The sequence below is a fragment of the Pusillimonas noertemannii genome (genome assembly GCF_003096595.1).
GTDB lineage: Bacteria > Pseudomonadota > Gammaproteobacteria > Burkholderiales > Burkholderiaceae_B > Pusillimonas > Pusillimonas noertemannii.
The window spans coordinates 786,772-811,146 of the sequence record NZ_QEKO01000002.1 but is presented as its reverse complement, the minus strand read 5'-3'; the positions used below and the strand labels follow the sequence as shown (position 1 = coordinate 811,146).

Genomic DNA, 24,375 nt, shown 5'->3' with positions numbered 1-24,375 from the left:
AATCAGGCGGCAGCTCAAGGGGCAAGGCGGCGTTGGGCCGGGGCTGACGCCCTAAGTGCAACCTCGGCCGGAGGCCGAGGCTCTGCGGGTTCGGAGGGGAGGTAGCGAGGGTGCCGGCGGATTCGGGCCGCCGTTGTCCTCGCGCTGTCTCGTCCTACAGCTTGAACAGCTGCACCGCGTTGCTTCGTCCTATCTTGAGGCGGTCGGCCTCGCTGATGGAGGTCTGGTCGAACCAGTTGGCCGCGTGATCGACGTTTTCAAACGGCCAGTCGGTCGAGAACAGGATGCGGTCGGCGCCGATTTCCAGGATGGCGTCGATCAGGGTCTGGGTGCGGAAGTTTCCCGACGTGGTCAGGTAGAAGTTTTCCTGGAAGTATTCGGAGAACGTTCTCTTTGCCGGATACCCCTTGGGTGCGTCCGTCCAGCCGTTGCGATTGTCGATGCGCCACATGCTGTAGGGCAGGCCTTCGCCCAGGTGGCCCAGAATGATCTTCAGGCCCGGATAGCGGTCGAACAGGCCCGAGCCCATCAGGCGCAGTGCGTGCACGGCGGTTTCCTGCCCAAACGCCCAGGTGGGGCCCAGCAGCCATGGGTGGCCCTGGTAGATCTGCGCCCAGGCTGCGATGGGATTGCGCGGATGCAGGTAGAAGGGGGCGTCGAGCTGTTCGACGACCTTCCAGAAGCCGTCGAACTGGGGTGCGTCGTAGTAGACGACATTGTCGGGTGTGCCCACTTGCGAAAAGCCGTTGACCAGCGCGCCGCGAAATCCTAGTTCTTTCATGCATCGCTCAAGCTCGCGGGTGGCCAGCTCGGGGTCTTGCATGGGCAGGGCGGCCAGGCCCTGGAAGCGGTCGGGGCGCTTTGCAACCTGCTCGGCCAGGAAGTCGTTGGCGCGGGTGGCGATCTCGGTGGCCCGCTTCACGTCATGGATGGCCTGGACCGCAGGGGCGTTCAGGGAAAGCAGCATCATTTCCATGCCGTTGTCGTCCATCTGGCGCAGGCGGTATTCCTGGATGTCCAGAAGCCGCTTGCTCAATTCCTCCCAGCTGTTGTCGGGAAGAAACCCCGCCGAGTCGCTGAGGGTTTCGGGTATGGCGAAGTGTTCCTCGAGGCCGATCTTTCCTTGCATGGTGGTTCTCCTGTGGTCCTGTGGGTTCGGTGCTGTAAGCGATGAAGGGGGTCAGTACTGGCCTTTGGGCTCCAGGCCCAGCATCTGTTGGCCGACCATGGACGACACGGCGTCCCAGTTCAGGCTGATGTGCTTGGCGATGGTGTTGCCGTCGCGCCAGAAGCGCTGGATGGGCTGCTCGAGCGCCATGCCGTTTCCGCCGACGTTGGCGAATATGGCCTCGATGGCGTCGCGCGCCATGCGGGTGGCAAAGGCGTGGTCCCGGCGATTGCGTATGCGGGTGTCGACGTCGATTTTCTGCCCTGCGGCGGCCATGCGCTCGACGTCGGCCGTGTCGCGATAGATGAGCAGGCGGGCGGCGTCGAGCAGGGCCGTGGCCTCGGCCATGCGTGACTGGACCGGAAAGAAGTCTTTGAGGCGGCCGCCGCCGCCCGCCACCGCGCCGCGCGTAACCCGTACGCCCACCATCTCGGAAAATTCGTCGATGGCGCCCTGGGCGGCGCCGAGTATGGGCGCCACCAGGCAGACCGGCACCGTGGACAGGAACGGCAGCCGGTAGAGGGGGTTGTCGTTGGTCCGGGCGCCGGGCGGATTATTGGACGAGGCCTGGGCGAAGGTGAGTTTGCGGTGCTCGGGAACGAACGTGGGCTTTTCTATCCACACGGTCTTGGAGCCGGTGCCGGCCTGGCCGGCGGTGAACCAGTCGTCATCCACCGCCCAATCCTTGCGCGGGACCAGAAGGAAGCCGGCGTGTTTTTCGGGTGTTTCGTCGTCGGGCGGGAAGAACACGCCTATCAGGGCCCAGTCGGAGTTGTCGATATTGGATGACCAATGCCATTTGCCCGAAACCAGGTAGCCGCCGTCGGCTTTTTCGCACGTGGCCGCGGGGGCGTACGAGCCGCACATGATGGCGTGGGGGTTGTCGTTCCAGACGTCTTCCTGGGCCTGCAGGGGAAAGGTGCCCAGCAGCCATTGGTGAACCGAGCCAAGAGAGCAGCCCCACGAGGAAGAGGGGCAGCCGCGGCCCAGCTCGCTGATGACGTCGATGAAAGCAGTGAAGCCGTATTCATAGCCGCCGAAGCGGGCGGGCTGCATCATGCGGAAGAAGCCGGCTTCCCGAAAAAGGGCGGTTGCTTCTTCGGACACCCGGCGTTCGGTTTCAGTGCGGCGGGCATGCTCTTTGAGGTAGCCGCCGGAAAGTTCGCGCGCCCTGGCCATCAGGGTTTCGAGAGAGGGGGCGCCTGCCACCGGGCTGCGGCGGCCCGGCGCATCGAACCAGGCGGCTTCGGGAGGTAAGAAATCGGATATGTCTTGGTGATCCATTTGTCGCCTCTGCCTTTCGGTGGTTGTCATTGAAAGCTCATTTCAATCTACCTCATTTTATTTGTATTTTCAAATAAAAAATGAAGAGACCATGGGAGGCGTCAGTGTAAATACCGATATACTGCCTCTTTTCCTAGGCAGCTAGAATCCCATAAGAGCCATCATTTATAAAGGGTTATTCATGGCCATGCGAAATTCAGGAAGACAGGGTAATCCCTTAAATATTAAACAGTGAAACTTCTTTCGGTTTGCTCTACACTGAAAATAAAGTTGCATTATCAATAAAAATTGGTGGGCAGCAGTCGGGCCTTCCAGCGCAACGCAAGCCACTACGGAGAGCAAGATGATTCCAGCAACGCGCATCGCAGGCTTCCGCCCCCCCGGGGGATGCGACACCCCGGTTCCGCAGCCCGACCTGCGCGATCTGCGCAATGCGCTTGGCAAGTTCGCCACCGGTGTCTGCGTCATTACCACGCGCGGGCCCGACGGCAAGCTCGAAGGCCTTACCGCCAATTCGTTCTGCTCTGTATCGCTCGATCCGCCCATTGTGTTGTGGAGCCTGCGCAAAGACGCCGGAAGCCTGCCGACCTTCGAACGGGCCACCCACTTCTGCATCAACATCCTGCATGCCCGCCAGGTAGCCATGTCGCAGCATTTCTGCAGCCCCAGGCTAAACAAGTTCGAAGACTGCTCGGCCGAATTCACCGATGGGCTCGATGGCGTGCCGATACTGCGCGATGCGCTGGCCACCTTCGAGTGCGAGCAGGTCGAACGCCACTGCGTCGGCGACCACATCGTTTTCTATGGTGCCGTCAGGCGATACGCTTATTCGCAAGAGTCGCCGCTGGCTTTCCACGCCGGCAGCTACACCACCATACAGCCCCTGTGCGATTGAAGGCAGGCGCTCAAATCAAAACAAAACACCCAAGGAGACAAGACATGCTGAAATCACTAGGAGCGGCAATATTGGGCCTGGCGCTGGCGCAGCCCATGGCCCAGGCGCAAGAAATCAAGGTAGGCTTCATTGCCAGCTTGTCCGGCAGCCAGGCCACGCTGGGCCGAGACCTGCTCGACGGCTTCCAGCTGGGGGTCGAGTCGGTGGGCGGAAAACTGGGCGGCCTTCCCACCGAGGTTCTGGTCCGCGACGACCAGGGCAAGCCCGACGCCGGCGCCCAGGCAGCCCAGAAGCTGGTCGAACGCGACCGCGTATCCATCGTAACGGGCATCAACCTGTCCAATGTGCTGCTTGCCGCGGTGCCGCGCGTGCTCGATGCAGACGGCATCTATCTCAGCATCAACGCCGGGCCGTCCGAGCTGGCCGGAAAAGGATGCAACAGCCATTTCTTCAGTGTGGCCCACCAGAACGACACCGTGCCTGAAACCATGGGCATTCACCTGAACGATCTCGGCATCAAGAACCTGTATGTCATGGCGCCCAACTTCGCGGCCGGCAAAGACATGATCGCCGGCCTGAAGCGCACCTTCAAGGGCAATATCGTCGCCGAGATCTACACGCAGTTCGGCCAGCTTGACTACTCGGCCGAACTGGCCAAGCTGCGCAGCGTCGAGACCGACGCGCTGTTCGTGTTCTATCCGGGCGGCATGGGGGTCAATTTCTTCAAGCAGCTCGACCAGGCTGGCCTGAAAGGAAAAATCCCGGTCTATACCGTCTTCTCTACAGATCAGGACACCCTGCCCGGCATCGGCGACGCGGCGCTTGGCCTGGAGTCCACCGCCTACTGGAGCGAGAACCTCGACAACCCGCTCAACAAGCAGTTCGTGCAAGATTTCGAGAAAACCTACAAGCGCATTCCCTCGCCGCGCGCGGCCATGGGCTATGACGGCGCCAGGCTGATCGACGCCGCCCTGAAGCAAAACGGCGGGCAGTTCAAGTCGGCCGACGAATTCGCCAAGGCTTTGCATAGTGTCGACTTCAAGTCCATACGGGGCAATTTCAAGTTCGACAGCAATAATTTCCCCATTCAAGACTATTACCTGCTGAAGGTCGAAAAAGACGATCAGGGCAGGCTGGTGAACAAGGTGATCAAGACCATTGCCACCGACTATGCCGATTCGTATGTGGGCCAGTGCAAGCTTTCCAAGGCGAAATCCTGATCTCCGCGAGCCGATGACGCCATGATCGCTTCCCTATTCGTCGAGCAGATGCTCAATGGCCTGCAGCTGGGCGTCATGCTGTTCCTGATCGCCGCCGGGTTCACGCTGGTGTTCGGCATCATGAACCTGGTGAACCTGGCCCACGGCTCGTTCTACATGATCGGCGCCTACATGTTCGCCACCATCCTGCAAAAGGTCGGTGCGTTCTGGGTCAGTATCGTGCTGGCCGCCCTGGTTACGGGGTTCGTCGGGGCGGTGCTCGAGCGGCTTGCGCTCAAGCCCTTCTACCGGCGGCCCTACCTTGACCAGGTGCTGGCCACGCTGGGCCTCATCCTCTTCTTCAACGAGCTGACCCGCATCATATGGGGGCCGCAGCCGCTCAATGTAACGCTGCCGGGGGCGCTCAATAGCTCGGTGCCCATCATCGTCGGCCTTTCCTACCCCATGATCCGGCTGGTCATCCTGGCCGTCGGCGTGCTGGTCGCCCTGGCGCTGTACCTGATCATCTCCCGAACCCGCGCCGGCATGCTGGTGCGGGCGGGCGCCAGCAACCGCGTTTTCATCGGCGCGCTGGGCATCAACGTCAATCGCGTCTTTTCCTGGGCATTCAGCGTCGGGGCCGCGCTGGCGGGCCTGGCCGGCGCGCTGGCCTCGCCCATACTGGCCGTCGAGGCCGGCATGGGCGAAAGCGTGCTCATCTTCGCCCTGATCGTCGTGGTCATAGGCGGCATCGGGTCATTCCGCGGCGCTTTCGTCGCGGCCATCCTGGTCGGGCTCATCGACACCTTCGGCCGCCTGATGTTTCCGCCGCTGCTGGGCGATATCTCCGTCTATCTGCTGATGGCCGCCATCCTGGCGTGGCGCCCACAAGGACTATTCCCGGCCCATGGATAAATTGATGGAACTCTTTCTCTTCAAGCCGTCCGGGGGGCAGGCCTCGGCCCGCCGTCTCCCCTCGTGGGCGCTGCTTGTAATCATCGGCGCGGGGCTGGCCCTGCTGCCGGTGCTCACCCACCTGATCGATGCGCCGTTCTACATTACGCTTTTCAGCCGCATCATGATCTTCGCGCTCATTGCGCTAAGCCTGGGCTTCATCCTGGGGTTCGCGGGGCTGGTGTGCTTCGGCCAGGCCGCCTTCGCGGGGGTGGGCGCCTATGTGGTGCTGATCATGTCCGATCACGCCGCCAATGGCGTTCCCCTGGTCGAATGGCCCTTTGCCATCGGCAGTTCGAGCAGCGCCTTCATCACGTGGCCGGCCGCCATGCTGGCGTCGGGTCTGGTGGCGCTGGTCATCGGGCTCATCGCCCTGCGCACCCGGGGGGTGTACTTCATCATGCTGACCCTGGCCTTCGCCCAGATGATCTACTTCTTCTTCGTGAACCTCGACGCCTATGGCGGCGAAGACGGCGCCAGCCTGGCCGAGCGCTCCAGCACGGCGGGGCTGCTCGACCTGGACGACAAGATCGTCTTCTACTATGTCACGTTCGCCATATTGGCCCTGGCCTACATCATCCTGCGCAAGTTCGTCGATTCGCGCTTCGGCATGGTGTTGCGAGGGGGGCGCCAGAACGAGCGGCGCATGGCGGCGTTGGGCTATTCCTGCTTTCGCTATCGCCTGGTCGCCTTTGTCATCTCGGGCGCAATCGCCGGCCTGGCGGGCGCCCTCATGGTCAATCACGGCAAGTTCATCAGCCCTTCCTTCATGCATTGGGTGCGTTCCAGCGACATCATCGCCATGGTGGTGCTGGGGGGCACGGGCAATCTCATGGGGCCGATACTGGGCGCGGCAGCCATCCTGGGCCTCGAAGACGTCCTGTCCGGCTATACCGAGCACTGGCACCTGATCTACGGGCCCTTGCTGCTGCTGTGCGTGCTGTTCGCCCGGCGCGGGCTCTATGGCATCCTGACCGGAAAGGGGGCCGACAATGACTGAACTGCTGCGCGTATGCGAGCTAAGCAAGCGTTTCGGCGGCCTGCTGGCCAGCAACCGTCTTAGCCTGCAAGTGAAAGAAGGCGAAACCCATGCCCTGATCGGCCCCAACGGGGCAGGCAAAACCACCCTCATGAACCAGCTTTCGGGCGAATTGTCTCCCACCGAGGGCCGCATCCTGTTCCGCGAGCACGACATCACCCATCTCCCGGTCTACCGGCGCACGGCGCTGGGCATAGCGCGCTCATACCAGTTGACGACGATCTTTCCGGGGTTCTCCGCCCTTGAAAACGTCATGCTGGCGGTGCAGGCGCATCAAGGCCACAGTTTTCATTTCTGGTCCAATGCGCGTCGCGAGCCGGGCCTGCGCCGGCCCGCCCAAGAGCTGCTGGCGCGGGTGGGGCTGGCCCCCCGCGCCGAAGTGCTGGCCAGCAATCTGGCCCACGGCGAACAGCGCCAGCTTGAGATCGCCATGGCCCTGGCGTCCGAACCCACCTTGCTGCTGCTGGACGAACCGCTTGCGGGCATGGGGGCCGAAGACGGGCAGCAGATCATCGGGCTGCTTGAAACCCTGAAGCGGCAGCACACGATACTGCTCATCGAGCACGACATGAACGCGATCTTCAGCCTGGCCGATCGGGTTTCGGTGCTGGTCTACGGCACTGTCATCGCCACCGGGTCGGTGGACGAGATCCGCGGCAACGCCGATGTCCAGAAAGCCTACCTGGGAACCAAGGACGAAGGAAAAGGGGTCCAACATGCTTAGGGTCGAAGGCCTTGAGTCCGGCTACGGCAACAGCCGTGTGCTGTTCGGCATTTCCCTGCTGGTGGATGCGGGTGAAGTGGTTACCATGCTGGGCCGCAATGGCATGGGCAAGACCACCACCATACACACGCTGCTGGGCATCGTCCCGCCCCGGGCGGGGCAGGTGACTTTCCAGGGGCAAGCCATAGCCGGCATGCCGCCATACCGCATCTGCCGCCTGGGCATAGGTCTGGTGCCAGAAGGCAGGCACGTTACCACCAATCTCAGCGTCGAAGAAAACCTCGTTGCCACGGCCCGGGGCCCGGGGCCGTGGAACCTGGCCGAGGCGTACCGGCTGTTTCCTCGCCTGAAAGAGCGCCGTCGCTCCATGGGAGGGCAGCTTTCCGGGGGCGAGCAGCAAATGCTGGCCATTTCGCGCGCCTTGCTGACCAATCCCAGCCTGCTCATTCTTGACGAAGCCACCGAAGGGCTGGCGCCCCTCATACGCGAGGAAATCTGGCAATGCATTCGCGAGCTGAAGCAAAAAGGGCAGTCGATACTCATCGTCGACAAGAACATCGATACCCTGGCGCAAATCGCCGACAGGCATTACATCATCGAAAAGGGCCGGGTCATCTGGAGCGGCACCAGCGGGCAGCTGCAGTCCGACCCTGAACTCAGCCGCCGGCACCTCAGTGTGTAACGCCCGCCAGCCGCCGCCGCGGCCCGTCCGTTCAGGGCCGGCGGCCGCGAACCTCGGCCTTAACCGGTAAAATCGAAGCGGATGGCATATTTAAAGATTCACCCCCATGAAAGTCGAAGGCGAATTCAAACTTGACGATTACGCGCTTGAAAAAGCAGTGCCCTACCTGCTCAATCGGGCGGGGGTGCGCATAGGCGAAGCGTTCTCCGAAGAACTGGTCAAGTTCAACCTGACGCTTCCCATGTATCGTGTGCTTGCCTCGCTGCTGCGCATCGATGCCCAGCGCATGACTCATCTGGCCGAGTACACCTCGATCGACATCTCGACTTTGTCGCGGCTGGTGGCCGGCATGGAAAAAAAGGGCCTGGTAAAGCGCGAGCCGGGCCGAAAAGACAAGCGGTCGGTGCATGTCATGCTGCAGGAACCCGGCCGCGATCTAGTAATGCGCCTTGCCCCGCTTGCGGACCTGTACGAAAGGGTTGCGCTGGCCAACATTACGGCCGAAGAGGTGGCTACCCTCAAGCGCCTGCTCATACGCATCTACGACAACATCGAGTCGCTGGGTTCGCGCTAGGGCGCTTGCCCTGAAGCGCCGATGCGTATTTATTTGACGATGGTAAGCCGCGGCCGTTTCGGATCGTCGTCGTCCGGAGACGGCTTTTCGGCCTGCTCGGTTTCGCTGGTGTCGGCGGCGGGCTCGGTGCCCGGATAGGCTTGCGATTCTTGCACTTCGAAGCCCATGCCCGCGCCGGTTTCGCGGGCGTAGATCGCCGATACGGCGGCTACCGGAACGAAGATGTGCTCGGTGACGCCGCTGAAGCGGGCCTGGAATTCGATGTATTCATTGCCCAGCACCAGCCGGTTGGTGGCCAGGGAACCGATATTGAGCGTGATTTGTCCGTCGTGGATGTGGGCGCGGGGGACGACGGTGTTGGCATCGACCGTGACGACGATGTGGGGGGTATAGCCGTTGTCGGTGCACCACTCGTGCAGGGCGCGGATCAAATAAGGCTTGGTAGAGGATTCGGGCATGGACATAGGCAATGGGCCGGGGCACGTGCCCCGGCGGGCATGGGCTTTTAGCGGCGCATGACCTTCTCGGAGGGAGTCAGCGCCTCGATGTAGGCTGGGCGCGAGAAGATGCGTTCGGCGTACTTCTGGATGGGGGCCGCGTTCTTGGGCAGTTCGATGCCGTAGTGGTCAAGGCGCCACAGCAGCGGCGCGATGGCGACGTCGAGCATGGAGAATTCTTCGCCCAGCATGAACTTGCTCTTGAGCAGCATGGGAGCCAGCTGGGACAAGCGGTCGCGGATGTTGTTGCGCGCGTGCTCAAGGGCTTTCTCGTCGGGTGCGGCGCGGTTTTCAAGCGTCGAAACGTGGACGAAAAGCTCTTTCTCGAAGTTGTACAGGAAGAGGCGGGTGCGTGCGCGCATGACCGGATCGGCCGGCATGAGCTGCGGGTGCGGAAAGCGCTCGTCGATGTACTCGTTGATGATGTTGGACTCATACAGGATGAGGTCGCGTTCGACAAGAATGGGTACTTGCCCATAGGGGTTCATGACAGCGATGTCTTCGGGCTTGTTGTAGAGATCGATGTCGCGGATTTCGAAATCCATGCCCTTTTCGAACAACACAAAGCGGCAGCGCTGCGAAAAGGGGCAGGTCGTTCCAGAGTAGAGAACCATCATGTCGAGGCATCCCATCCAAAAAATACATGAGCAAAAGCTTGCTCAAAAAAATGAAATAGGCGTATTACTTTACGCCTATTTTAGAATCGTTGCCCCGAAGGCGGGCCTGTCGCCAGGCCTGGCCCCGGGGCTATGCCGGCAGCGCCGGATTTACTTGACGTGCTTCCAGTAGGCGGCGTTGAGGCGCCAGGCCACGACCAGGAACAGGCCCAGGAACAGCAGCACCCACACGCCCAACTGCTTGCGGAACAGCTGGCCAGGCTCGGCCATCCAGCCCAGGAAGTTCGCCAGGTCGGCCACGTTGTTGTCGAACGCGATGGACTGGGAGCGGCTCTGGGCCTGGAAAGTGTGCTGGGTGCTTTCGCCGCCGCGATGGTTCTGCAGCGTTTCGGCCTTGGTTTCAGTGTAGCCCAGCGGATCGTAGGTGGTGGAAGTGCGCTGCCATACCGTCTTGCCGTCTTGCTCGACCTGGTGAGTGTGGCTGTGCGTATGGGTAACGGGACCCTGCAGCTGCCACAGCGGGTTGGGCATGCCTACGCTCGGAAACACCGCGTTGTCCCAGCCGGTTTTCTTGGTGGTGTCGCGGTAGAAGGTGCGCAGGAAGGTGTAGATATAGTCGACGCCGGTGGGGCCCAGGTTGGTGGACTTGGCGCGCGCGATGACCGAAAGGTCGGGGGGCGCGGCGCCGAACCACTTCGCACCGTCTTGGCGGGTAAGGGCGATGGTCATGAGATCGCCCACCTTGTCGGTGGTGAAAAGCAGGTTCTTCTTGATTTCGTCTTCGGTCAGGCCCAGCTGGGTAAGCTTGTTGTAGCGCATGGAATTTGCGCTATGGCAGCCGAGACAGTAGTTGACGAACAGCCTGGCCCCGTTTTGCAGCGAAGCCATGTTGTTGAGGCGGTCGGGGGCGTGATCGAGCGGATACCCGCCCTCGGCGGCTACGGCCACCGAGCAGGTCAGGGTCAGGGCAAGGACGCCAAGCAACTTTTTGATCATGTTCATTCCGTATGTGTTATGGCCTTAGTGAGCGCTGAACGTGATGCGTTCAGGAACCGGCTTGAACGTACCCAGGCGGCTCCAGACGGGCATCAGCAGGAAGAAGCCCAGATAGATCAGGGTGCCGATCTGGCTCATCAGGTTGAAGACCGGGCTTGGCGGCTGCGTGCCAAGATAGCCCAACACCAGGAAGGTGACAATGAAGATGCCATACAGATATTTGTGCCAGGTGGGGCGGTAGCGGATCGAGCGCACCGGAGAGTGATCGAGCCAGGGCAGGAAGAACAGAATGACCACCGAGCCGCCCATGGCCACGACGCCCCAGAACTTGGCGTCGATGACGCGCAGCAGGACGGCGACGACCAGCAGGATGACCGGTACTACGATGCGCCAGATGCCGCGCAGGTTGCCGCGCAGGAACATGGCCACCGCACCCAGCACCGCGGCGGCTGCCAGCACCCAGGTGAAGTCGGCCGTGATGGCGCGCAGCATGGAGTAGAACGGCGTAAAGTACCAGACCGGCGCAATGTGCGGAGGCGTCTTGAGCGAGTCGGCCGGGATGAAGTTGTTGAACTCAAGGAAGTAGCCGCCCATTTCAGGGGCGAAGAACACAATGGCGGCAAAGACGATCAGGAAGCCCGCCACGCCCACCAGGTCGTGCACCGAGTAGAAGGGGTGGAAGGGAATGCCGTCGATCGGACGCCCCTTGCTGTCTTTGGGGCCGTCTTTGATTTCGACGCCGTCGGGGTTGTTGGAGCCGACTTCGTGCAGCGCAATGATGTGCGCCACGACCAGGCCGATGAGCACCAGCGGGATGGCAATGACGTGGAAGGCGAAGAAGCGGTTGAGCGTGGCGTCGGAGACGACGTAGTCGCCGCGGATCCACAGCGACAGTTCAGGGCCGATGAAGGGAATGGCCGAGAACAGGTTCACGATGACCTGAGCGCCCCAGTACGACATCTGGCCCCAGGGCAGCAGATAGCCCATGAAGGCCTCGCCCATGAGACAGAGGAAGATGGCCATGCCGAAGATCCAGACGAGCTCGCGCGGCTTGCGGTACGAGCCGTAGAACAGGCCCCGCAGCATGTGCAGGTAGACCACGACGAAGAACATCGAGGCGCCGGTGGAGTGCATGTAGCGGATCAGCCAGCCCCAGGGGACTTCGCGCATGATGAATTCGACGGACTCGAAGGCCAGATTGCCATCGGGCTTGTAGTTCATGACCAGGAAGATTCCGGTCACGATCTGAATTACCAGCACGAGCAGCGCCAGTGAACCGAAGAAGTACCAAAAATTGAAGTTCTTCGGAGCGTAGTATTCCGACATGTGCTCTTTGAACAGCTTGGACGCCGGAAAGCGCCTGTCTATCCATCCTAAAAGCCCTGTCGTTTCGACGGTTTTCTCGCCAGCCATGGAAACGTTTCCTTTCTATCTCTATCTTACGAGGCGTAATGGTTCAATGCGGGTCAGGCCTTGTTATTTTCGTCGACACCAATGGTGACGTGCGTGCCGTCGGCCGAAAACTCGTAAGGCGGCACCTCGAGGTTGTCGGGTGCGGGTTTGTTTTTGTAGACGCGGCCGGCCAGGTCGAAGGCCGAGCCGTGGCAGGGGCAGAAAAAACCGCCTTCCCAGTCGGCGGGCAGGCCGGGGCCGGGGCCGGCGGCCAGGTGCGGCGTTGGCGAGCAGCCCAGGTGGGTGCAGATGCCTACGGCAACAAAGAACTTGGGATCGCGCGAGCGGTATTCGTTACGGGCGAACTCGGGCGTGAAGCCGGGGCGCTCGGATTGCGGGTCGGCCAGGAAGGGGTCGTTGTTGGGAAGCTCGTCGATCTGCTGCTGGGTGCGGTGCAGGACCCACACGGGCTTGCCGCGCCATTCGACGGTCCGCATCTGGCCCTCGGGGATGGAGCTGAGGTCGACTTGTACCGGGGCGCCGGCAGCGCGGGCCCTGGCTGACGGTGCAAACGACCCCACGAAAGGAACGGCCGTTGCGACGCCGGCGGCACCGCCGACTGCACAGGCGGTCGCCACCCAGAAGCGTCGCGACGGATCGGGAGGAAGATTGGCATCGATGGCCATCGTTCCGTCCGCGGAAACGTCGTCGAACTGTGACTTGTCCTGACTCATGCTTGTATCCTTGTTCGTGCCCGTATCGGGCAGCGCGATTCAGTGTATTTTGGAGTGTTGGATATTCTCTCAACCGCGTATTATAGCGTTAGCCCGCAGACGGGTGAAATTACTAGGGGATATCTCATATGAGCACTGCACGCGGTTTTTTGGCTGAGTTTCGCGAGTTCGCCGTCAAGGGCAACATGATCGATCTGGCCGTCGGTGTGATCATCGGCGCGGCTTTCGGCAAGATCATCGACTCGCTGGTGAAAGATATCATCATGCCCATCATCAGCTTCATACTGGGCGGGCAGGTCGATTTCACCAACCTCTTCTGGGTGCTGAAAGAACCCGAAAACTACACGGGCCCCCGCAGCTACGAGGCCATCGTCGAGGCGGGCGGAAACGTGCTGGGCTGGGGCAACTTCATTACCATCCTGATCAATTTCCTGCTGCTTGCGCTGGTGGTGTTCATGATGGTCAAGGCGGTCAATCGCGCCCGACGCGCGGTCGAACGCGAACAGGCGGTGGCCGAGGCCCAGCCCGAGCCCACGCCCGACGATATTCTTCTGCTGCGCGAGATCCGCGACCTGCTCAAGAAATAAGTGCGCCGCGCGCTGGCGGACAAAGCGGCCTGGTCCGCCTACACCGGGTTGGCCAGGTCGACGAACTCTACCCTTATGCCGAACCGGGCTGCAATCGCTTCGCCCACCGCTTGCGCCCCATAGCGCTCGGTGGCATGGTGGCCGGCCCCGATAAAGCCCACGCCTGTTTCATGGGCCAGGTGGAAATTGGGTTCAGAGGCTTCGCCGGTAAGGTAGGCCTGGGCGCCGGCGTCGATGGCGGCCTGCATCATGCCTTGCGCCCCGCCCGTACACCATGCGATGCGCTCTACCCTTTGCCCGGGCTCGCCCAGGACCAGAGGCTCGCGCCCCAGAGTCTGCGCCAGGTGCCGCCCCAGTTCATGCAGGGTGGTGGGCTGTGCGCAGCGGCCCAGCCAGATCAGGCCGTCGGGGCCGCAGGTACGCGGATTGCCTTCGGCGTCGCGGTCGGGTGTAAAGCCCAGTACCCGCCCCAACTGGGCGTTGTTGCCCAACTGGGGGTGTGCATCGAGGGGAAGATGGTAGGCAAAGACGTTCAGGCCATGCTGCAGGGCCAGGGCGATGCGTTCACGCTTGGCGCCGACAATGCGCGCGTCTTCGTTCTTCCAGAACCATCCATGGTGTACGAAGACGGCATCGGCCTTTCGCCGTATGGCTTCTTCAAGAAGGGCGCGCGAAGCGGTGACTCCGGTGATAATGTGACTGATCCTGTGCTTGCCTTCGACTTGCAGCCCGTTGGGGCAGTAATCCCGGAAGCGTTGCGGCTGAAGCGTTTCGTCCAGCCAGGCGCTCAGTTCGGTCGTATCGATTTGATTCATGCTTGATTCCAGCCTTATGCGTCGATTCTGGTTGCTCTTCGCCCAAACGGTAACGGTGTGTCTGGGTATTTTATTCATTGTGGCCACGCTTAGGCCCGATTGGCTCGAGCGCACGCCCGTGCCCGCCCAGCCGCTCGCGCGGGCCCCCGCCGCCGATGCGCCGGGCCTGGCGGGCAGCTACGCTGAAGCGGTGGCGCGGGCGGCGCCCGCGGTGGTCAATGTCTACACCACCAAGCAGATCCGCGAGCCCATATCGCCGCTGCTGAACGACCCCGAGCTGTCGCGGCTGCTGCGCGGCCTGCCCGGCTTCACCCGCAAGCGCGAGGCCACGGCCCTGGGGTCGGGGGTTATCGTGCGGCCCGACGGCTACATCCTAACCAATTACCATGTGATCGAAGCGGCCGACGCCATCGAGGTTGCCCTGCACGACGGCCGTGAAGCCCGCGCCAAGCTGATTGGGGCCGACCCGGAAAGCGACCTGGCGGTGCTCAAGGTCGACCTCGACGACCTTTCCAGCATCACGTTCAACGGCACGCACGACCTGCAGGTGGGCGACGTGGTACTGGCCATAGGCAACCCTTTCGGGGTGGGGCAGACCACCACCATGGGCATCGTCTCGGCCCTGGGACGCAATCGCCTGGGCATCAATATCTACGAAAACTTCATCCAGACCGACGCGGCGATCAACCCCGGCAATTCGGGGGGCGCCCTCATCGACGTCCACGGCCGGCTGGTGGGCATCAACACGGCCATTTATTCCGAAACGGGCGGGTCGCTGGGCATAGGCTTTGCCATACCGTCCGCGGCCGCCCAAGCCATACTCGAAGAAATCATCGCCAAGGGGCACGTTACCCGCGGGTGGCTGGGCATCGAGCCGCAAGACATCACCGCCGACCTCGCCCAGGCCTTCGGGCTGAAGGCCAGCCAGGGCGTGATCGTGGCGGGGGTGCTGAAAAACGGGCCGGCGGCCCAGGCGGGCTTGCGCGTGGGCGACATCGTGCTCGAGCTTCACGGCGAGGCCGTGGCGGACACCATAAGCTTCCTGAACCAGATAGCGCGGCTTGCACCTGGAAGCAAGACTGAAATCCAGGTGCTGCGCGCCGGAAAGCAAAAAAACTTTTCGCTGCGGGTCGGGTCGCGTCCGCCGCTGCAACTGGGCGACAGGCAGCCCTAGCGCCGACAGGCCCTGGCGGCCCCGCGCAGGCTTATTCGGCGGCTTCTTCGGCTTGAGCGTCGGCCGCTTCACGCGGCTTCAGGCGCGACGCCACCAGCAGGCCCAGCTCGAACAGCAGGCACAGGGGTACAGCCAGCATGAACTGGCTCAGCACGTCGGGCGGCGTAACCACCGCCGCGATGATGAAGGCGCCCACAATCACGTAGCCGCGCGCGGCGCGCAGCTTCTCGACCGTAACCACCCCGCCCTTTACCAGCAGGACGACCGCCACCGGCACTTCGAAGGTAAGGCCGAAGGCGACGAACATGGTGATGACGAAGCTGACATAGGCCTCGATGTCGGGGGCCGGCGTGATCGACTCGGGGGCGAACCCGGCGATGAAGTGAAAGACCGTGCGAAAGACGAAAAAATAGCAAAATGCCATGCCCAGCAGGAAAAGCACGGTGCTGGAAAAAATAAGGGGCAGGGCCAGGCGCTGCTCGTGCTTGTACAGCCCCGGGGCGACGAAGGCCCAGGCCTGGTACAGCACCACCGGCAAGGCAATGACGAAGGCCGCGAGCAGGGTCACCTTGAGGGGCACCATGAAGGGCGTGATCACGCCCGTGGCGATCATGCGGGTGCCTTGCGGCAGGGCGGCCAGCATGGGCTGGGCCAGGAAGTCGTAAATGGCCGAGGCGCCCGGATACAGGAACAGAACAATGAATACGAGCAAAACAGCCCCGACGGCTTTCATCAGGCGCGAGCGCAGCTCGATCAGGTGGGAAATAAAGCTGTCTTCCTGCGTCACGGCTGCGAACCTTTGGCGGTGGGGGGGGAATCGGTTGCGGCGCTGCCTGCCGGGGCGGGTTCGCGCTCGAAGCCGGGCAGGGGCAGAGTCTGGGTGTCGATGGCCTCGGCGTCTTGCATGTCTTGTTCAGAGGTCTGGACCGCCGGCGGGAGCTCGGGCGCGGCCGCGGCCGATTCGCCGGAAGCCTGTGCCGGCTCGGGCTGGTCGGGCTTGGGGGCCGAGTCGGCCAGCGTCTTGATGGACTCGGACGCCTGCTTGAGGGCGTCTTGGGCTTCGTCTATGGGCGCGCGCCACGATTTTCCGGTTTCTTCGACCGAGGCCTTGACCGAATTGGCGGCCTCTTGCATCTGGTCTTTCAGGTCTTTCAGGCCGCCGACCTCGGCTGCGTCCATTTCTTTGCGGATGTCGGTCTTGACGTCGTTGACGTAGCGTTGGGCGCGGCCCAGCAGGTGGCCCACCGTGCGAGCCACTTTGGGCAGCCGTTCGGGGCCGATCACGATCAGCGCAATGACGCCGATCAGCATGAGCTCGCTGAAGCTGATGTCGAACATGGAACCTTCAGGCCGGTTGAGGATTAAAAGGACAGCCGCGCAGGCGGGCTGGCGCCGGCTGCGTGGCCGGGCCGCGCGCAAAGGCGCGAGGCCTCATGGCGCGATCAGGCCTCGTTTTTTTCTTTGGCCTGCACGTCGATGGTTTCTTTGGATTCGACGCGCTCGGTGGTGACGGATTCGGGCTTGGCGGGATCGTTGGCCGCATCGGCCATGCCCTTCTTGAAGCCCTTGACGGCGCCGCCCAGGTCTTCGCCCATGTTGCGCAGCTTCTTGGTGCCGAAGATGAGCGCCACAATGACGAGAACGATAAGCCAATGCCAGATGCTGAAACTACCCATGTTTATCTCCGTTGTGCGGCGTAAGCCGCGTGTGTCGTCGCGGGGCCGCTGCCCCTTTATGACTCCATTCTACCTAACCGTGGCTTCAAGAGCCGCTGCCCCGGCTTGCTTTCTCGGCCAGGCCGGAAGTGCCCTCGCGGCGAGCCAGTTCGCGCAGGACGTCCTCGGGTCGCAGATTATAGTGTGCCAATGCGATAAGACTGTGAAACCACAGATCGGCCGTTTCGTAGACGATGCGGTCGGGGGCGTTGTCTTTTGCGGCCATGACCAGCTCGGTGGCCTCTTCGCCTATTTTCTTCAGGAAGGCATCGGGGCCGCGGGCAAGCAGCTTGGCCGAATAAGAGGCATCGGGGTCGCCGCCTTGGGCCGGCAGGCGTGTCGCCAGCGTGTCGGCCAGCCGGAAGAGAATGTCGGCGGAATTGTCGGCGTCGTTCATTTGTAGATGAGCTCGGGGTCTTTGAGCACGGGGTCGGTGATGGTCCAGCCGGGCTGGCCGGGTGCGCCGTCGAGGCGGCGGAAGAAGCAGCTTTCGCGTCCGGTGTGGCAGGCGATGCCGCCCACCTGCTCGACCTTCAGCAGAATGACGTCGCCGTCGCAATCAAGGCGCAGTTCACGCACTCGCTGCCGGTGGCCCGATTCTTCGCCTTTGCGCCACAGCTTGCCGCGCGAACGCGACCAGTACACGGCGTGTCCGGTGGCGGCGGTTTCGGCAAGCGCGTCGCGGTTCATCCAGGCGACCATCAGCACGGTGCCCGAAGCGGCGTCTTGCGCAATGGCCGGAATAAGGCCCGACTCGTCGAATTCGACGTCGTCCAGCCAGGAGTTCGGTGTGGTGGCGGTGCTCATGGTTACAGTCGCATGTTGATGCCCTTGCGGGCCATGTACTCTTTGGCTTGGGGTATGGTGAACTCGCCGTAGTGGAAAATGCTGGCGGCCAATACGGCGCTTGCGCGCCCCTTGATGACCCCGTCGGCGAGATGCTCGAGCTTGCCCACGCCGCCCGAGGCAATGACCGGAACCGGCACGGCGTCGGAGACGGCGCGGGTAAGCGCCAGGTCGAAGCCGGCCTTGGTGCCGTCGCGGTCCATGCTGGTAAGCAGTATTTCGCCCGCGCCGTAGCTGGCCATCTTGCGGGCCCATTCGACGGCGTCGATGCCCGTGGCCTTGCGCCCGCCGTGGGTAAAGATCTCCCAGCGTGCGGGTTCGCCGGCTTCGGAGGTGCGGCGCGCGTCGATGGCCACCACGATGCACTGCGAGCCGTGGTAGTCGGCCGCGGCCTTGACCAGCTCGGGGTTGGCCACCGCCGCGCTGTTGATCGAGACTTTGTCGGCGCCGGCATTGAGCAGCCGCTGGATGTCGGCCACCTGGCGCACGCCGCCGCCCACGGTAAGCGGAATGAATACCTCGGAGGCGACGGCCTCGATGATGGGCAGTATCAGGTCGCGGTTGTCGCTGGTGGCCGTGATGTCGAGAAAGGTGAGCTCGTCGGCGCCCTGTTCGTTGTAGCGGCGCGCGATCTCGACGGGGTCGCCGGCGTCGACCAGGTCGACGAAGTTCACGCCCTTGACGACGCGCCCCGCCGTGACATCAAGGCACGGGATGATGCGCCGCGTAAGCGTGTTGTTCATCGGGATGTCGCTTGCGCTCATGGTGCGCCCAGCTCGTCGGCCAGGTCTTGGGCGGCGGCGAAGTCGAGCGTGCCTTCGTAGATGCTGCGGCCCAGGATGGCGCCCTCGATGCCCTCGTCTTCAACGGCGCACAGGGCCTCGATATCGGCCAGGTTGGTGACACCCCCCGAGGCGATGACAGGAATGCTGACGGCCTGGGCCAGCTTGACCGTGGATTCGATATTGACGCCGGTCAGCATGCCGTCGCGCCCGATGTCGGTGTAGATGATGGCTTCGCAGCCGTAGTCTTCGAACTTGCGGGCGATGTCGATGACGTCGTGGCGGGTGAGCTTGCTCCAGCCGTCGGTGGCCACCTTGCCGTCGCGTGCGTCGAGGCCCACGATGATGTTGCCGGGGAAGGCGCTGCAGGCGTCGCGCAGGAAGCCGGGGTCCTTGATGGCGGCGGTGCCGATAATGACGTACGACAGGCCGATGTCGAGATAGCGCTCGATGGTATTGAGGTCGCGGATGCCGCCGCCGATCTGGACGGGGATTTCACCGTCGATTTCTTCGAGAATGGCCTTGATGGCCACCTGGTTCTTGGGCGTGCCGGCCACGGCGCCGTTCAGGTCGACCAGGTGCAGGCGCCGCGCGCCCTGCTCGAGCCATTGTGCGGCCATCGAGGCCGGCGCTTCGGAGAAGATGGTGGCGTCGCCCAAGTCGCCCTGGCGCAGCCGCACGCACTGGCCGTCTTTGAGGTCGATAGCGGGAATCAAAAGCATGATCGGAGTTCGTTAAGCAATTAGAAGGGAAAGGCGCGCAAGCGCGGCTCAGGGGTTCCAGTCGACGAAGTTGCGATACAGGCGCAAGCCGGCGTCGGCGCTTTTTTCAGGATGGAACTGCACTGCGAAAATGTTATCTCGAGCCACCGCGCAGGTAAAGCTTACCCCGTAATGGGCCAGCCCCGCTGTAAGCGCGGGATCGCTGGGCTGGACGTAATAGCTGTGCACGAAATAAAAGTGCGTGTTGTCGGCGATGCCGTCCCACAAAGCGTGGTGCCGCACGTGCTTGACGCGGTTCCAGCCCATGTGGGGCACCTTCAGCAGTTCGGTGTCGTCGGTGTGGGCCGACGCCGAGGCGTAGCCGGGGCCCGAAAAGCGCCTGACGCGGCCCTGGAAGACGTCCAGGCAGGGCGTGTCGCCTTCTTCGCTGTGGCTGAACAGCATCTGTTCGCCCACGCACACGCCCAGTAGCGGCTTGCTGCGCGCGGCGCGCAGCACTGCTTCGCGCAGGCCTGATTCATTGAGGGTGCGCATGCAGTCGGGCATGGCGCCCTGGCCGGGAAACACCACGCGCGAGGCGTTGTCGATGTGGCTGGCTTCGCGGCAGATGCGGATGTCGGCGTCGGGGGCGGCCGCGCGCAGTGCGCGTGCCACCGAGTGGAAATTGCCCATGCCGTAGTCGACGATGGCGATAGTATTCACGATTGGAGCCGGAAAGGAGTCGGGTTAAAGAACGCCCTTGGTGGACGGAACGGCGCCGTTGGCGCGCGAGTCGACTTCGGTGGCCATGCGCAGGGCGCGGCCGAAGGCCTTGAAGATGGTCTCGCACTGATGGTGCGCGTTCTCGCCCTTGAGATTGTCGATGTGCAGCGTGACCAGGGCGTGGTTGACGAAGCCCTGGAAGAATTCGCGCGCCAGGTCCACGTCGAAGCGGCCGATCAGCGCGCGCGTGAACGGAACCTGGTAGAACAGGCCCGGCCGGCCGGAGAAATCAATGACCACGCGTGACAGGGCTTCATCAAGCGGCACGTAAGAGTGGCCGTAGCGGATCAGGCCCGCCTTGTTGCCCACCGCGGCGGCGAAAGCCTGCCCCAGTGCGATGCCGACGTCTTCGACGGTGTGGTGGTCGTCGATGTGGGTGTCGCCGTCGCAGTGCACGTCGAGGTCGATCATGCCGTGGCGGGCGATCTGGTCGAGCATGTGGTCAAGGAACGGGACGCCGGTGTTGATGGTCTGGCGGCCGGTGCCGTCGAGGTTGATGGAGACGCGGATACGCGTTTCATTGGTGTTTCGGGTAATGTCGGCAGTACGCATGGTCGAGGCAAATCGGATGTGGGTCGGTTCGGGCGCCGCCGGTGCGAATGATCCGGCGGCGGCGTTGCGGGTGCTGAACGGCTGGATATCTTGTGTTTATATCAGGATTCGAGCCGGTATTGCGCGCTGCCCGCGTGCGCCTGCAGGCCTTCGCCGTGCGCCAGCGTCGCGGCGATGCGCCCCAGGGACTGGGCGCCCTGGTGCGATACGTTGATGAGGCTGCTGCGTTTCTGGAAGTCGTATACGCCCAGTGGCGACGAAAAGCGCGCCGTGCGCGAGGTGGGCAGCACGTGATTGGGGCCGGCGCAGTAGTCGCCCAGCGACTCGGAACTGTAGCGGCCCATGAAGATGGCGCCCGCATGGCGGATCTTGTCGGCCCAGACTTCGGGCTGCTGGGTGGAGATCTCGAGGTGCTCGGGGGCGATCTCGTTGGCAATAGCACAGGCCTGGTCCAGGTCGTCGACCAGGATCAGTGCGCCGCGGCCCGAAAGGCTGGCCCGGATGATGTCGGCCCGGGGCATGGTGGGCAGCAGGCGTTCGATGGATTCCTGCACCTGGTCGAGGTAGGCCGCGTCGGGGCACAGCAGTATGGCCTGGGCCAGTTCGTCGTGCTCGGCCTGCGAGAAGAGGTCCATGGCGATCCAGTCGGCGGGCGTGGTGCCGTCGGCGATGATCAATATTTCGCTGGGCCCGGCGATCATGTCGATGCCGACGGTGCCGAACACGCGGCGTTTTGCGGCGGCCACATAGGCATTGCCGGGGCCGACGATCTTGTCTACCGGGGTGATGGTTTGCGTGCCATAGGCAAGCGCTCCGACGGCCTGCGCGCCGCCGATCGCCCAGGCGCGGTCGACGCCCGCGATGGCTGCCGCGGCCAGCACGATGGGGTTGCGCGCGCCGTCGGGCGTGGGGGTAACCATGACGACCTCGGGCACACCGGCCACTTTGGCCGGAATGGCGTTCATCAGCACCGACGACGGATAGGCGGCCTTGCCGCCGGGCACATACAGGCCGACGCGATCGAGCGGCGTGATCTTTTGCCCCAGCGTGGTGCCGTCGCTTTCAGTGTACGACCAGCTTTCGGCCTTCTGGCGCTCGTGGTAGGCGCGCACGCGGCGGGCGGCTTCTTCGAGGGCGGCGCGCTGGTCTTGCGGCAGGGCCTGCAGGGCGGCCTGCCATTCCTGGCGCGGAATTTCGAGCGCCTGGACGGACGAAGCCTGTACCCGGTCGAAGCGGCGGGTGTATTCAAGCAGCGCCTCGTCGCCCCGGTGTCGCAGGTCTTTGAGCACGTCGGCCACGACGTGCTCGATGCTGTCGTCCTGCTCGGCATCGAAGGCGAGCAGCGTACGCAGGGACTGGCTGAAGTCGGGATCTTGCGAGCGGAGGCGATTGATCGGTGGCATGAAAGAAGCGAAAATAAAATCTTTATAAATCAATAGTATATAGCATGGCCAAGATGGGTGGCTGGCTCATCCCAGGCTGTCCTCGGCTGCCGATGCCCGGCCAAAGGCGTCTATCAGCGGCTGCAGCTGTTTTGCCCGCGTCTTGAGCGAGGCCTGGTTGACGATCAGGCGCGAGGAAATGTCCACGATGTCCTCCACGGCCACCAGGTGGTTGGCCTTGAGCGTGTTGCCGGTGGAGACCAGGTCGACGATGGCGTCGGCCAGGCCGACCAGGGGGGCCAGCTCCATCGAGCCATAGAGCTTGATCAGGTCGACGTAGACGCCCTTGCGCGCAAAGTGCTCGCGCGCGGCGCGCACGTACTTGGTGGCCACGCGCAAGCGCGAGCCCTGGGCCACGGCCGCCTGGTAGTCGAAGCCCTCGCGCACCGCCACGCACAGGCGGCAGCGGGCGATATTCAGGTCGATGGGCTGGTACAGCCCGCCGGCGTTGCCGGCCGCATGCTCGAACAGCACGTCCTTGCCGGCGATGCCGAAGTCGGCCGCCCCATACTGCACGTAGGTGGGCACGTCGGAGGCGCGCACGATGATGAGCTGCAGGCCGGGGTCGCTGGTGGGCAGGATCAGCTTGCGGGAAGACTCCGGGTTCTCGCTGACCTGAATGCCCGCCGCCGCCAGCAGCGGCAGCGTCTCATCGAAGATCCGGCCTTTGGACAAGGCCAGGGTCAGGGGTTTCTCAAGCGCTGCAGGGCTCATGAGGCCTCCGTGATGCGTACGATGTCGGCGCCGACCTGGCGCAGCTTTTCTTCCATGCGCTCGTAGCCGCGGTCAAGGTGATAGATGCGTTCGACCGTGGTCGTGCCCTCGGCCGCCAGGCCCGCGATGACCAGGCTGGCCGAGGCGCGCAGGTCGGTGGCCATGACCGTGGCGCCCGAAAGCGCCTCGATGCCGGTGACCACCGCCGTGGGGCCGTCGATGTCGATCTGCGCGCCCATGCGGCGCAGTTCCTGGACGTGCATGAAGCGGTTCTCGAAGATGTTCTCGACGATGACGGCGGTGCCCTGGGCGACGGTGTTCATGGCCATCAGCTGGGCCTGCATGTCGGTGGGGAAGGCCGGATATTCGTAGGTGCGAAAGCCTACGGCGTCGGGCCGGCGGTTCATGGTGCCCCGGATCCAGTCCGGCCCGGTCTCGATCGCGACGCCGGCCTCGGACAGCTTGTCGAGCACGGCGCCCAGCGTGTCGGGCGCCGCCTGGCGCAGCATGATGTCGCCGCCCGCAGCGCCCACGGCGCACAGGAAGGTGCCCGCCTCGATGCGGTCGGCCACGATATGGTGCGAGGCCCCGTGCAGCCGCTCGACGCCGTCGATGACGATGCGGTCGGTGCCGTGTCCTTCGATGCGCGCGCCCATTTTGATGAGCAGTTCGGCCAGGTCGGTGATCTCGGGTTCGCGGGCCGCGTTCTCAAGCACAGTGCGGCCTTCGGCCAGCACGGCCGCCATCATCAGGTTTTCAGTGCCGGTGACGGTGACCATGTCGGTGCGGATCGAGGCCCCCTTGAGCCGTTTGGCGCGCGCCACGACGAAGCCGTGTTCGATGTGTATTTCGGCGCCCAGGGCGGCCAGGCCCTTGATGTGCTGGTCGACCGGCCGCTGCCCGATGGCGCAGCCGCCCGGCAGGCTGACGCGCGCTTCGCCGAAGCGGGTCAGCAGCGGGCCCAGCACCAGGATGGAGGCCCGCATGGTCTTGACCAGCTCGTAGGGCGCTTCGAGGCTATTGACCTGCGAGGCATTGAGGGTGACGGTGCCCGGCTGGGGCTGTTGCGACTTGACGCCCAGTTGCTGCAGCAGCTTGAGCGTGGTGCCGATGTCCTTGAGCGCCGGCACGTTGTGCAGCGTGATGTCGTCGCTGCACAGCAGCGAGGCGCACAAAATGGGCAGGGCGGCGTTCTTGGCGCCCGATACCATGATTTCACCGTTCAGGCGCTTGCCGCCGGTGATGGACAGTTTATCCATTCGGGTTCGCTTTGTATTCTTCGGGCGTGAGGGTGCGCATCGACAGGGCGTGGATTTCTTCTTTCATGCGCTCGCCCAGCGAGGCGTAGACCAGCTGGTGGCGGGCGATGCGCCGCTTGCCCTCGAAGGCGGGGCTGACGATGAGTGCTTCGAAGTGCGAGCCGTCGCCGGCCACTTCGATGTGTTCACAGGGCAGGTGGTCGGCGATGTACTGACGCACTTGTTCGGGAGTAGGCAGCATGGTGTCGAT

At 63.3% G+C, this 24,375-nt stretch carries 30 protein-coding genes; 9 read left to right on the top strand and 21 right to left on the bottom strand.

The genetic code is table 11. The features are described 5' to 3' along the window. Positions 1 to 154: 154 nt before the first annotated feature. Together C7440_RS10980 and C7440_RS10975 are read right to left on the bottom strand one after the other, a co-directional pair. Entirely contained in the window at positions 155 to 1,129 is a 975-nt protein-coding gene (locus C7440_RS10980; protein ID WP_116518537.1) for an amidohydrolase family protein, read from the bottom strand. A gap of 51 nt (positions 1,130 to 1,180) precedes the next feature. Continuing rightward, entirely contained in the window at positions 1,181 to 2,452 is a 1,272-nt protein-coding gene (locus tag C7440_RS10975) for an acyl-CoA dehydrogenase family protein (protein WP_116518536.1), read from the bottom strand. A 343-nt stretch (positions 2,453 to 2,795) separates the two neighbouring features. Between C7440_RS10975 and C7440_RS10970 the strand changes: the two genes are divergently transcribed. The 7 genes from C7440_RS10970 to C7440_RS10940 all read left to right on the top strand — a co-directional run bounded on the left by C7440_RS10970 (position 2,796) and on the right by C7440_RS10940 (position 8,519). Then, positions 2,796 to 3,347 carry a flavin reductase family protein gene (locus tag C7440_RS10970; RefSeq protein ID WP_116518535.1) on the top strand — a complete coding sequence of 184 codons (552 nt, stop codon included), beginning with the start codon at positions 2,796 to 2,798 and terminating at the stop codon, positions 3,345 to 3,347. A gap of 44 nt (positions 3,348 to 3,391) precedes the next feature. Beyond that, entirely contained in the window at positions 3,392 to 4,567 is a 1,176-nt protein-coding gene (locus C7440_RS10965) for an ABC transporter substrate-binding protein (protein ID WP_243410884.1), read from the top strand. Positions 4,568 to 4,588: 21 nt separating this feature from the next. Next, on the top strand, positions 4,589 to 5,461 hold the full coding sequence (locus tag C7440_RS10960) for a branched-chain amino acid ABC transporter permease (protein ID WP_116518533.1): 873 nt from the start codon (positions 4,589 to 4,591) through the stop codon (positions 5,459 to 5,461). A 4-nt stretch (positions 5,462 to 5,465) separates the two neighbouring features. Next, on the top strand, positions 5,466 to 6,500 hold the full coding sequence (locus C7440_RS10955) for a branched-chain amino acid ABC transporter permease (protein WP_116518532.1): 1,035 nt from the start codon (positions 5,466 to 5,468) through the stop codon (positions 6,498 to 6,500). Then, positions 6,493 to 7,263 carry an ABC transporter ATP-binding protein gene (locus C7440_RS10950; protein WP_116518531.1) on the top strand — a complete coding sequence of 257 codons (771 nt, stop codon included), beginning with the start codon at positions 6,493 to 6,495 and terminating at the stop codon, positions 7,261 to 7,263. The genes C7440_RS10955 and C7440_RS10950 overlap by 8 nt, the downstream gene beginning before the upstream one ends. Beyond that, entirely contained in the window at positions 7,256 to 7,945 is a 690-nt protein-coding gene (locus C7440_RS10945) for an ABC transporter ATP-binding protein (protein ID WP_116518530.1), read from the top strand. The genes C7440_RS10950 and C7440_RS10945 overlap by 8 nt, the downstream gene beginning before the upstream one ends. Before the next feature lie 106 nt (positions 7,946 to 8,051). Beyond that, a complete protein-coding gene (locus C7440_RS10940) occupies positions 8,052 to 8,519 on the top strand; it encodes a MarR family winged helix-turn-helix transcriptional regulator (RefSeq protein WP_116518529.1) in 468 nt (155 codons plus the stop codon). 29 nt (positions 8,520 to 8,548) lie between these two features. Here C7440_RS10940 and C7440_RS10935 read toward each other — a convergent pair whose 3' ends face one another. The 5 genes from C7440_RS10935 to petA form a co-directional block, all read right to left on the bottom strand. Next, on the bottom strand, positions 8,549 to 8,977 hold the full coding sequence (locus tag C7440_RS10935; RefSeq protein ID WP_116518595.1) for a ClpXP protease specificity-enhancing factor: 429 nt from the start codon (positions 8,975 to 8,977) through the stop codon (positions 8,549 to 8,551). Between the two features lie 47 nt (positions 8,978 to 9,024). Then, entirely contained in the window at positions 9,025 to 9,633 is a 609-nt protein-coding gene (locus C7440_RS10930; protein WP_026067670.1) for a glutathione S-transferase N-terminal domain-containing protein, read from the bottom strand. A 150-nt stretch (positions 9,634 to 9,783) separates the two neighbouring features. After that, positions 9,784 to 10,635: a cytochrome c1 gene (locus C7440_RS10925; protein WP_165832542.1), complete on the bottom strand. Its 852-nt coding sequence runs from the start codon at positions 10,633 to 10,635 to the stop codon at positions 9,784 to 9,786. A gap of 18 nt (positions 10,636 to 10,653) precedes the next feature. Continuing rightward, on the bottom strand, positions 10,654 to 12,042 hold the full coding sequence (locus C7440_RS10920; protein WP_116518527.1) for a cytochrome b: 1,389 nt from the start codon (positions 12,040 to 12,042) through the stop codon (positions 10,654 to 10,656). Positions 12,043 to 12,095: 53 nt separating this feature from the next. After that, positions 12,096 to 12,755, bottom strand: coding sequence for a ubiquinol-cytochrome c reductase iron-sulfur subunit (gene petA, locus C7440_RS10915; RefSeq protein ID WP_116518526.1), 660 nt, complete (start codon positions 12,753 to 12,755; stop codon positions 12,096 to 12,098). Between the two features lie 128 nt (positions 12,756 to 12,883). Between petA and mscL the strand changes: the two genes are divergently transcribed. Continuing rightward, complete coding sequence (mscL, locus tag C7440_RS10910) at positions 12,884 to 13,342, top strand: large conductance mechanosensitive channel protein MscL (RefSeq protein WP_116518525.1); 459 nt, start codon at positions 12,884 to 12,886, stop codon at positions 13,340 to 13,342. A gap of 38 nt (positions 13,343 to 13,380) precedes the next feature. Here mscL and C7440_RS10905 read toward each other — a convergent pair whose 3' ends face one another. Then, positions 13,381 to 14,157 carry a Nif3-like dinuclear metal center hexameric protein gene (locus C7440_RS10905; RefSeq protein ID WP_017523111.1) on the bottom strand — a complete coding sequence of 259 codons (777 nt, stop codon included), beginning with the start codon at positions 14,155 to 14,157 and terminating at the stop codon, positions 13,381 to 13,383. Between the two features lie 16 nt (positions 14,158 to 14,173). Here C7440_RS10905 and C7440_RS10900 point away from each other — a divergent pair, with 16 nt between their 5' ends. Further along, positions 14,174 to 15,331 (top strand): S1C family serine protease, encoded by a 1,158-nt coding sequence (locus C7440_RS10900; protein WP_165832556.1) that lies wholly within the window; start codon positions 14,174 to 14,176, stop codon positions 15,329 to 15,331. A 31-nt stretch (positions 15,332 to 15,362) separates the two neighbouring features. On the opposite strand, the gene tatC is transcribed toward C7440_RS10900, so the two are convergent. The 13 genes from tatC to C7440_RS10835 all read right to left on the bottom strand — a co-directional run bounded on the left by tatC (position 15,363) and on the right by C7440_RS10835 (position 24,366). Next, on the bottom strand, positions 15,363 to 16,118 hold the full coding sequence (gene tatC / locus C7440_RS10895; RefSeq protein WP_017523113.1) for a twin-arginine translocase subunit TatC: 756 nt from the start codon (positions 16,116 to 16,118) through the stop codon (positions 15,363 to 15,365). Further along, positions 16,115 to 16,669: a Sec-independent protein translocase protein TatB gene (gene tatB, locus C7440_RS10890; RefSeq protein ID WP_116518523.1), complete on the bottom strand. Its 555-nt coding sequence runs from the start codon at positions 16,667 to 16,669 to the stop codon at positions 16,115 to 16,117. Before tatB ends, tatC begins: the two co-directional genes overlap by 4 nt. 104 nt (positions 16,670 to 16,773) lie before the next feature. Beyond that, the gene (gene tatA, locus C7440_RS10885; RefSeq protein WP_017523115.1) at positions 16,774 to 17,007 is read right to left on the bottom strand and encodes a Sec-independent protein translocase subunit TatA; all 234 of its coding nucleotides are present in this window, start codon (positions 17,005 to 17,007) and stop codon (positions 16,774 to 16,776) included. Between the two features lie 85 nt (positions 17,008 to 17,092). Next, a complete protein-coding gene (locus tag C7440_RS10880) occupies positions 17,093 to 17,443 on the bottom strand; it encodes a phosphoribosyl-ATP diphosphatase (RefSeq protein WP_116518522.1) in 351 nt (116 codons plus the stop codon). Beyond that, complete coding sequence (hisI, locus tag C7440_RS10875; protein WP_116518521.1) at positions 17,440 to 17,853, bottom strand: phosphoribosyl-AMP cyclohydrolase; 414 nt, start codon at positions 17,851 to 17,853, stop codon at positions 17,440 to 17,442. The genes C7440_RS10880 and hisI overlap by 4 nt, the downstream gene beginning before the upstream one ends. Positions 17,854 to 17,855: 2 nt before the next feature. Then, positions 17,856 to 18,656 carry an imidazole glycerol phosphate synthase subunit HisF gene (gene hisF / locus C7440_RS10870; protein WP_026067674.1) on the bottom strand — a complete coding sequence of 267 codons (801 nt, stop codon included), beginning with the start codon at positions 18,654 to 18,656 and terminating at the stop codon, positions 17,856 to 17,858. Next, positions 18,653 to 19,396 carry a 1-(5-phosphoribosyl)-5-[(5-phosphoribosylamino)methylideneamino]imidazole-4-carboxamide isomerase gene (hisA, locus tag C7440_RS10865; protein ID WP_017523119.1) on the bottom strand — a complete coding sequence of 248 codons (744 nt, stop codon included), beginning with the start codon at positions 19,394 to 19,396 and terminating at the stop codon, positions 18,653 to 18,655. The genes hisF and hisA overlap by 4 nt, the downstream gene beginning before the upstream one ends. 48 nt (positions 19,397 to 19,444) lie before the next feature. After that, positions 19,445 to 20,098: an imidazole glycerol phosphate synthase subunit HisH gene (gene hisH / locus C7440_RS10860; protein ID WP_017523120.1), complete on the bottom strand. Its 654-nt coding sequence runs from the start codon at positions 20,096 to 20,098 to the stop codon at positions 19,445 to 19,447. A gap of 24 nt (positions 20,099 to 20,122) precedes the next feature. Continuing rightward, positions 20,123 to 20,710, bottom strand: a complete 588-nt coding sequence (gene hisB / locus C7440_RS10855) for an imidazoleglycerol-phosphate dehydratase HisB (protein ID WP_017523121.1) — start codon at positions 20,708 to 20,710, stop codon at positions 20,123 to 20,125. Between the two features lie 101 nt (positions 20,711 to 20,811). After that, complete coding sequence (gene hisD, locus C7440_RS10850) at positions 20,812 to 22,113, bottom strand: histidinol dehydrogenase (RefSeq protein ID WP_116518594.1); 1,302 nt, start codon at positions 22,111 to 22,113, stop codon at positions 20,812 to 20,814. Between the two features lie 66 nt (positions 22,114 to 22,179). After that, a complete protein-coding gene (gene hisG, locus C7440_RS10845; RefSeq protein WP_017523123.1) occupies positions 22,180 to 22,866 on the bottom strand; it encodes an ATP phosphoribosyltransferase in 687 nt (228 codons plus the stop codon). Next, a complete protein-coding gene (murA, locus tag C7440_RS10840; protein WP_017523124.1) occupies positions 22,863 to 24,125 on the bottom strand; it encodes a UDP-N-acetylglucosamine 1-carboxyvinyltransferase in 1,263 nt (420 codons plus the stop codon). Before murA ends, hisG begins: the two co-directional genes overlap by 4 nt. Next, complete coding sequence (locus C7440_RS10835; RefSeq protein ID WP_017523125.1) at positions 24,118 to 24,366, bottom strand: BolA family protein; 249 nt, start codon at positions 24,364 to 24,366, stop codon at positions 24,118 to 24,120. Before C7440_RS10835 ends, murA begins: the two co-directional genes overlap by 8 nt. Between the last annotated feature and the right edge of the window lie 9 nt (positions 24,367 to 24,375).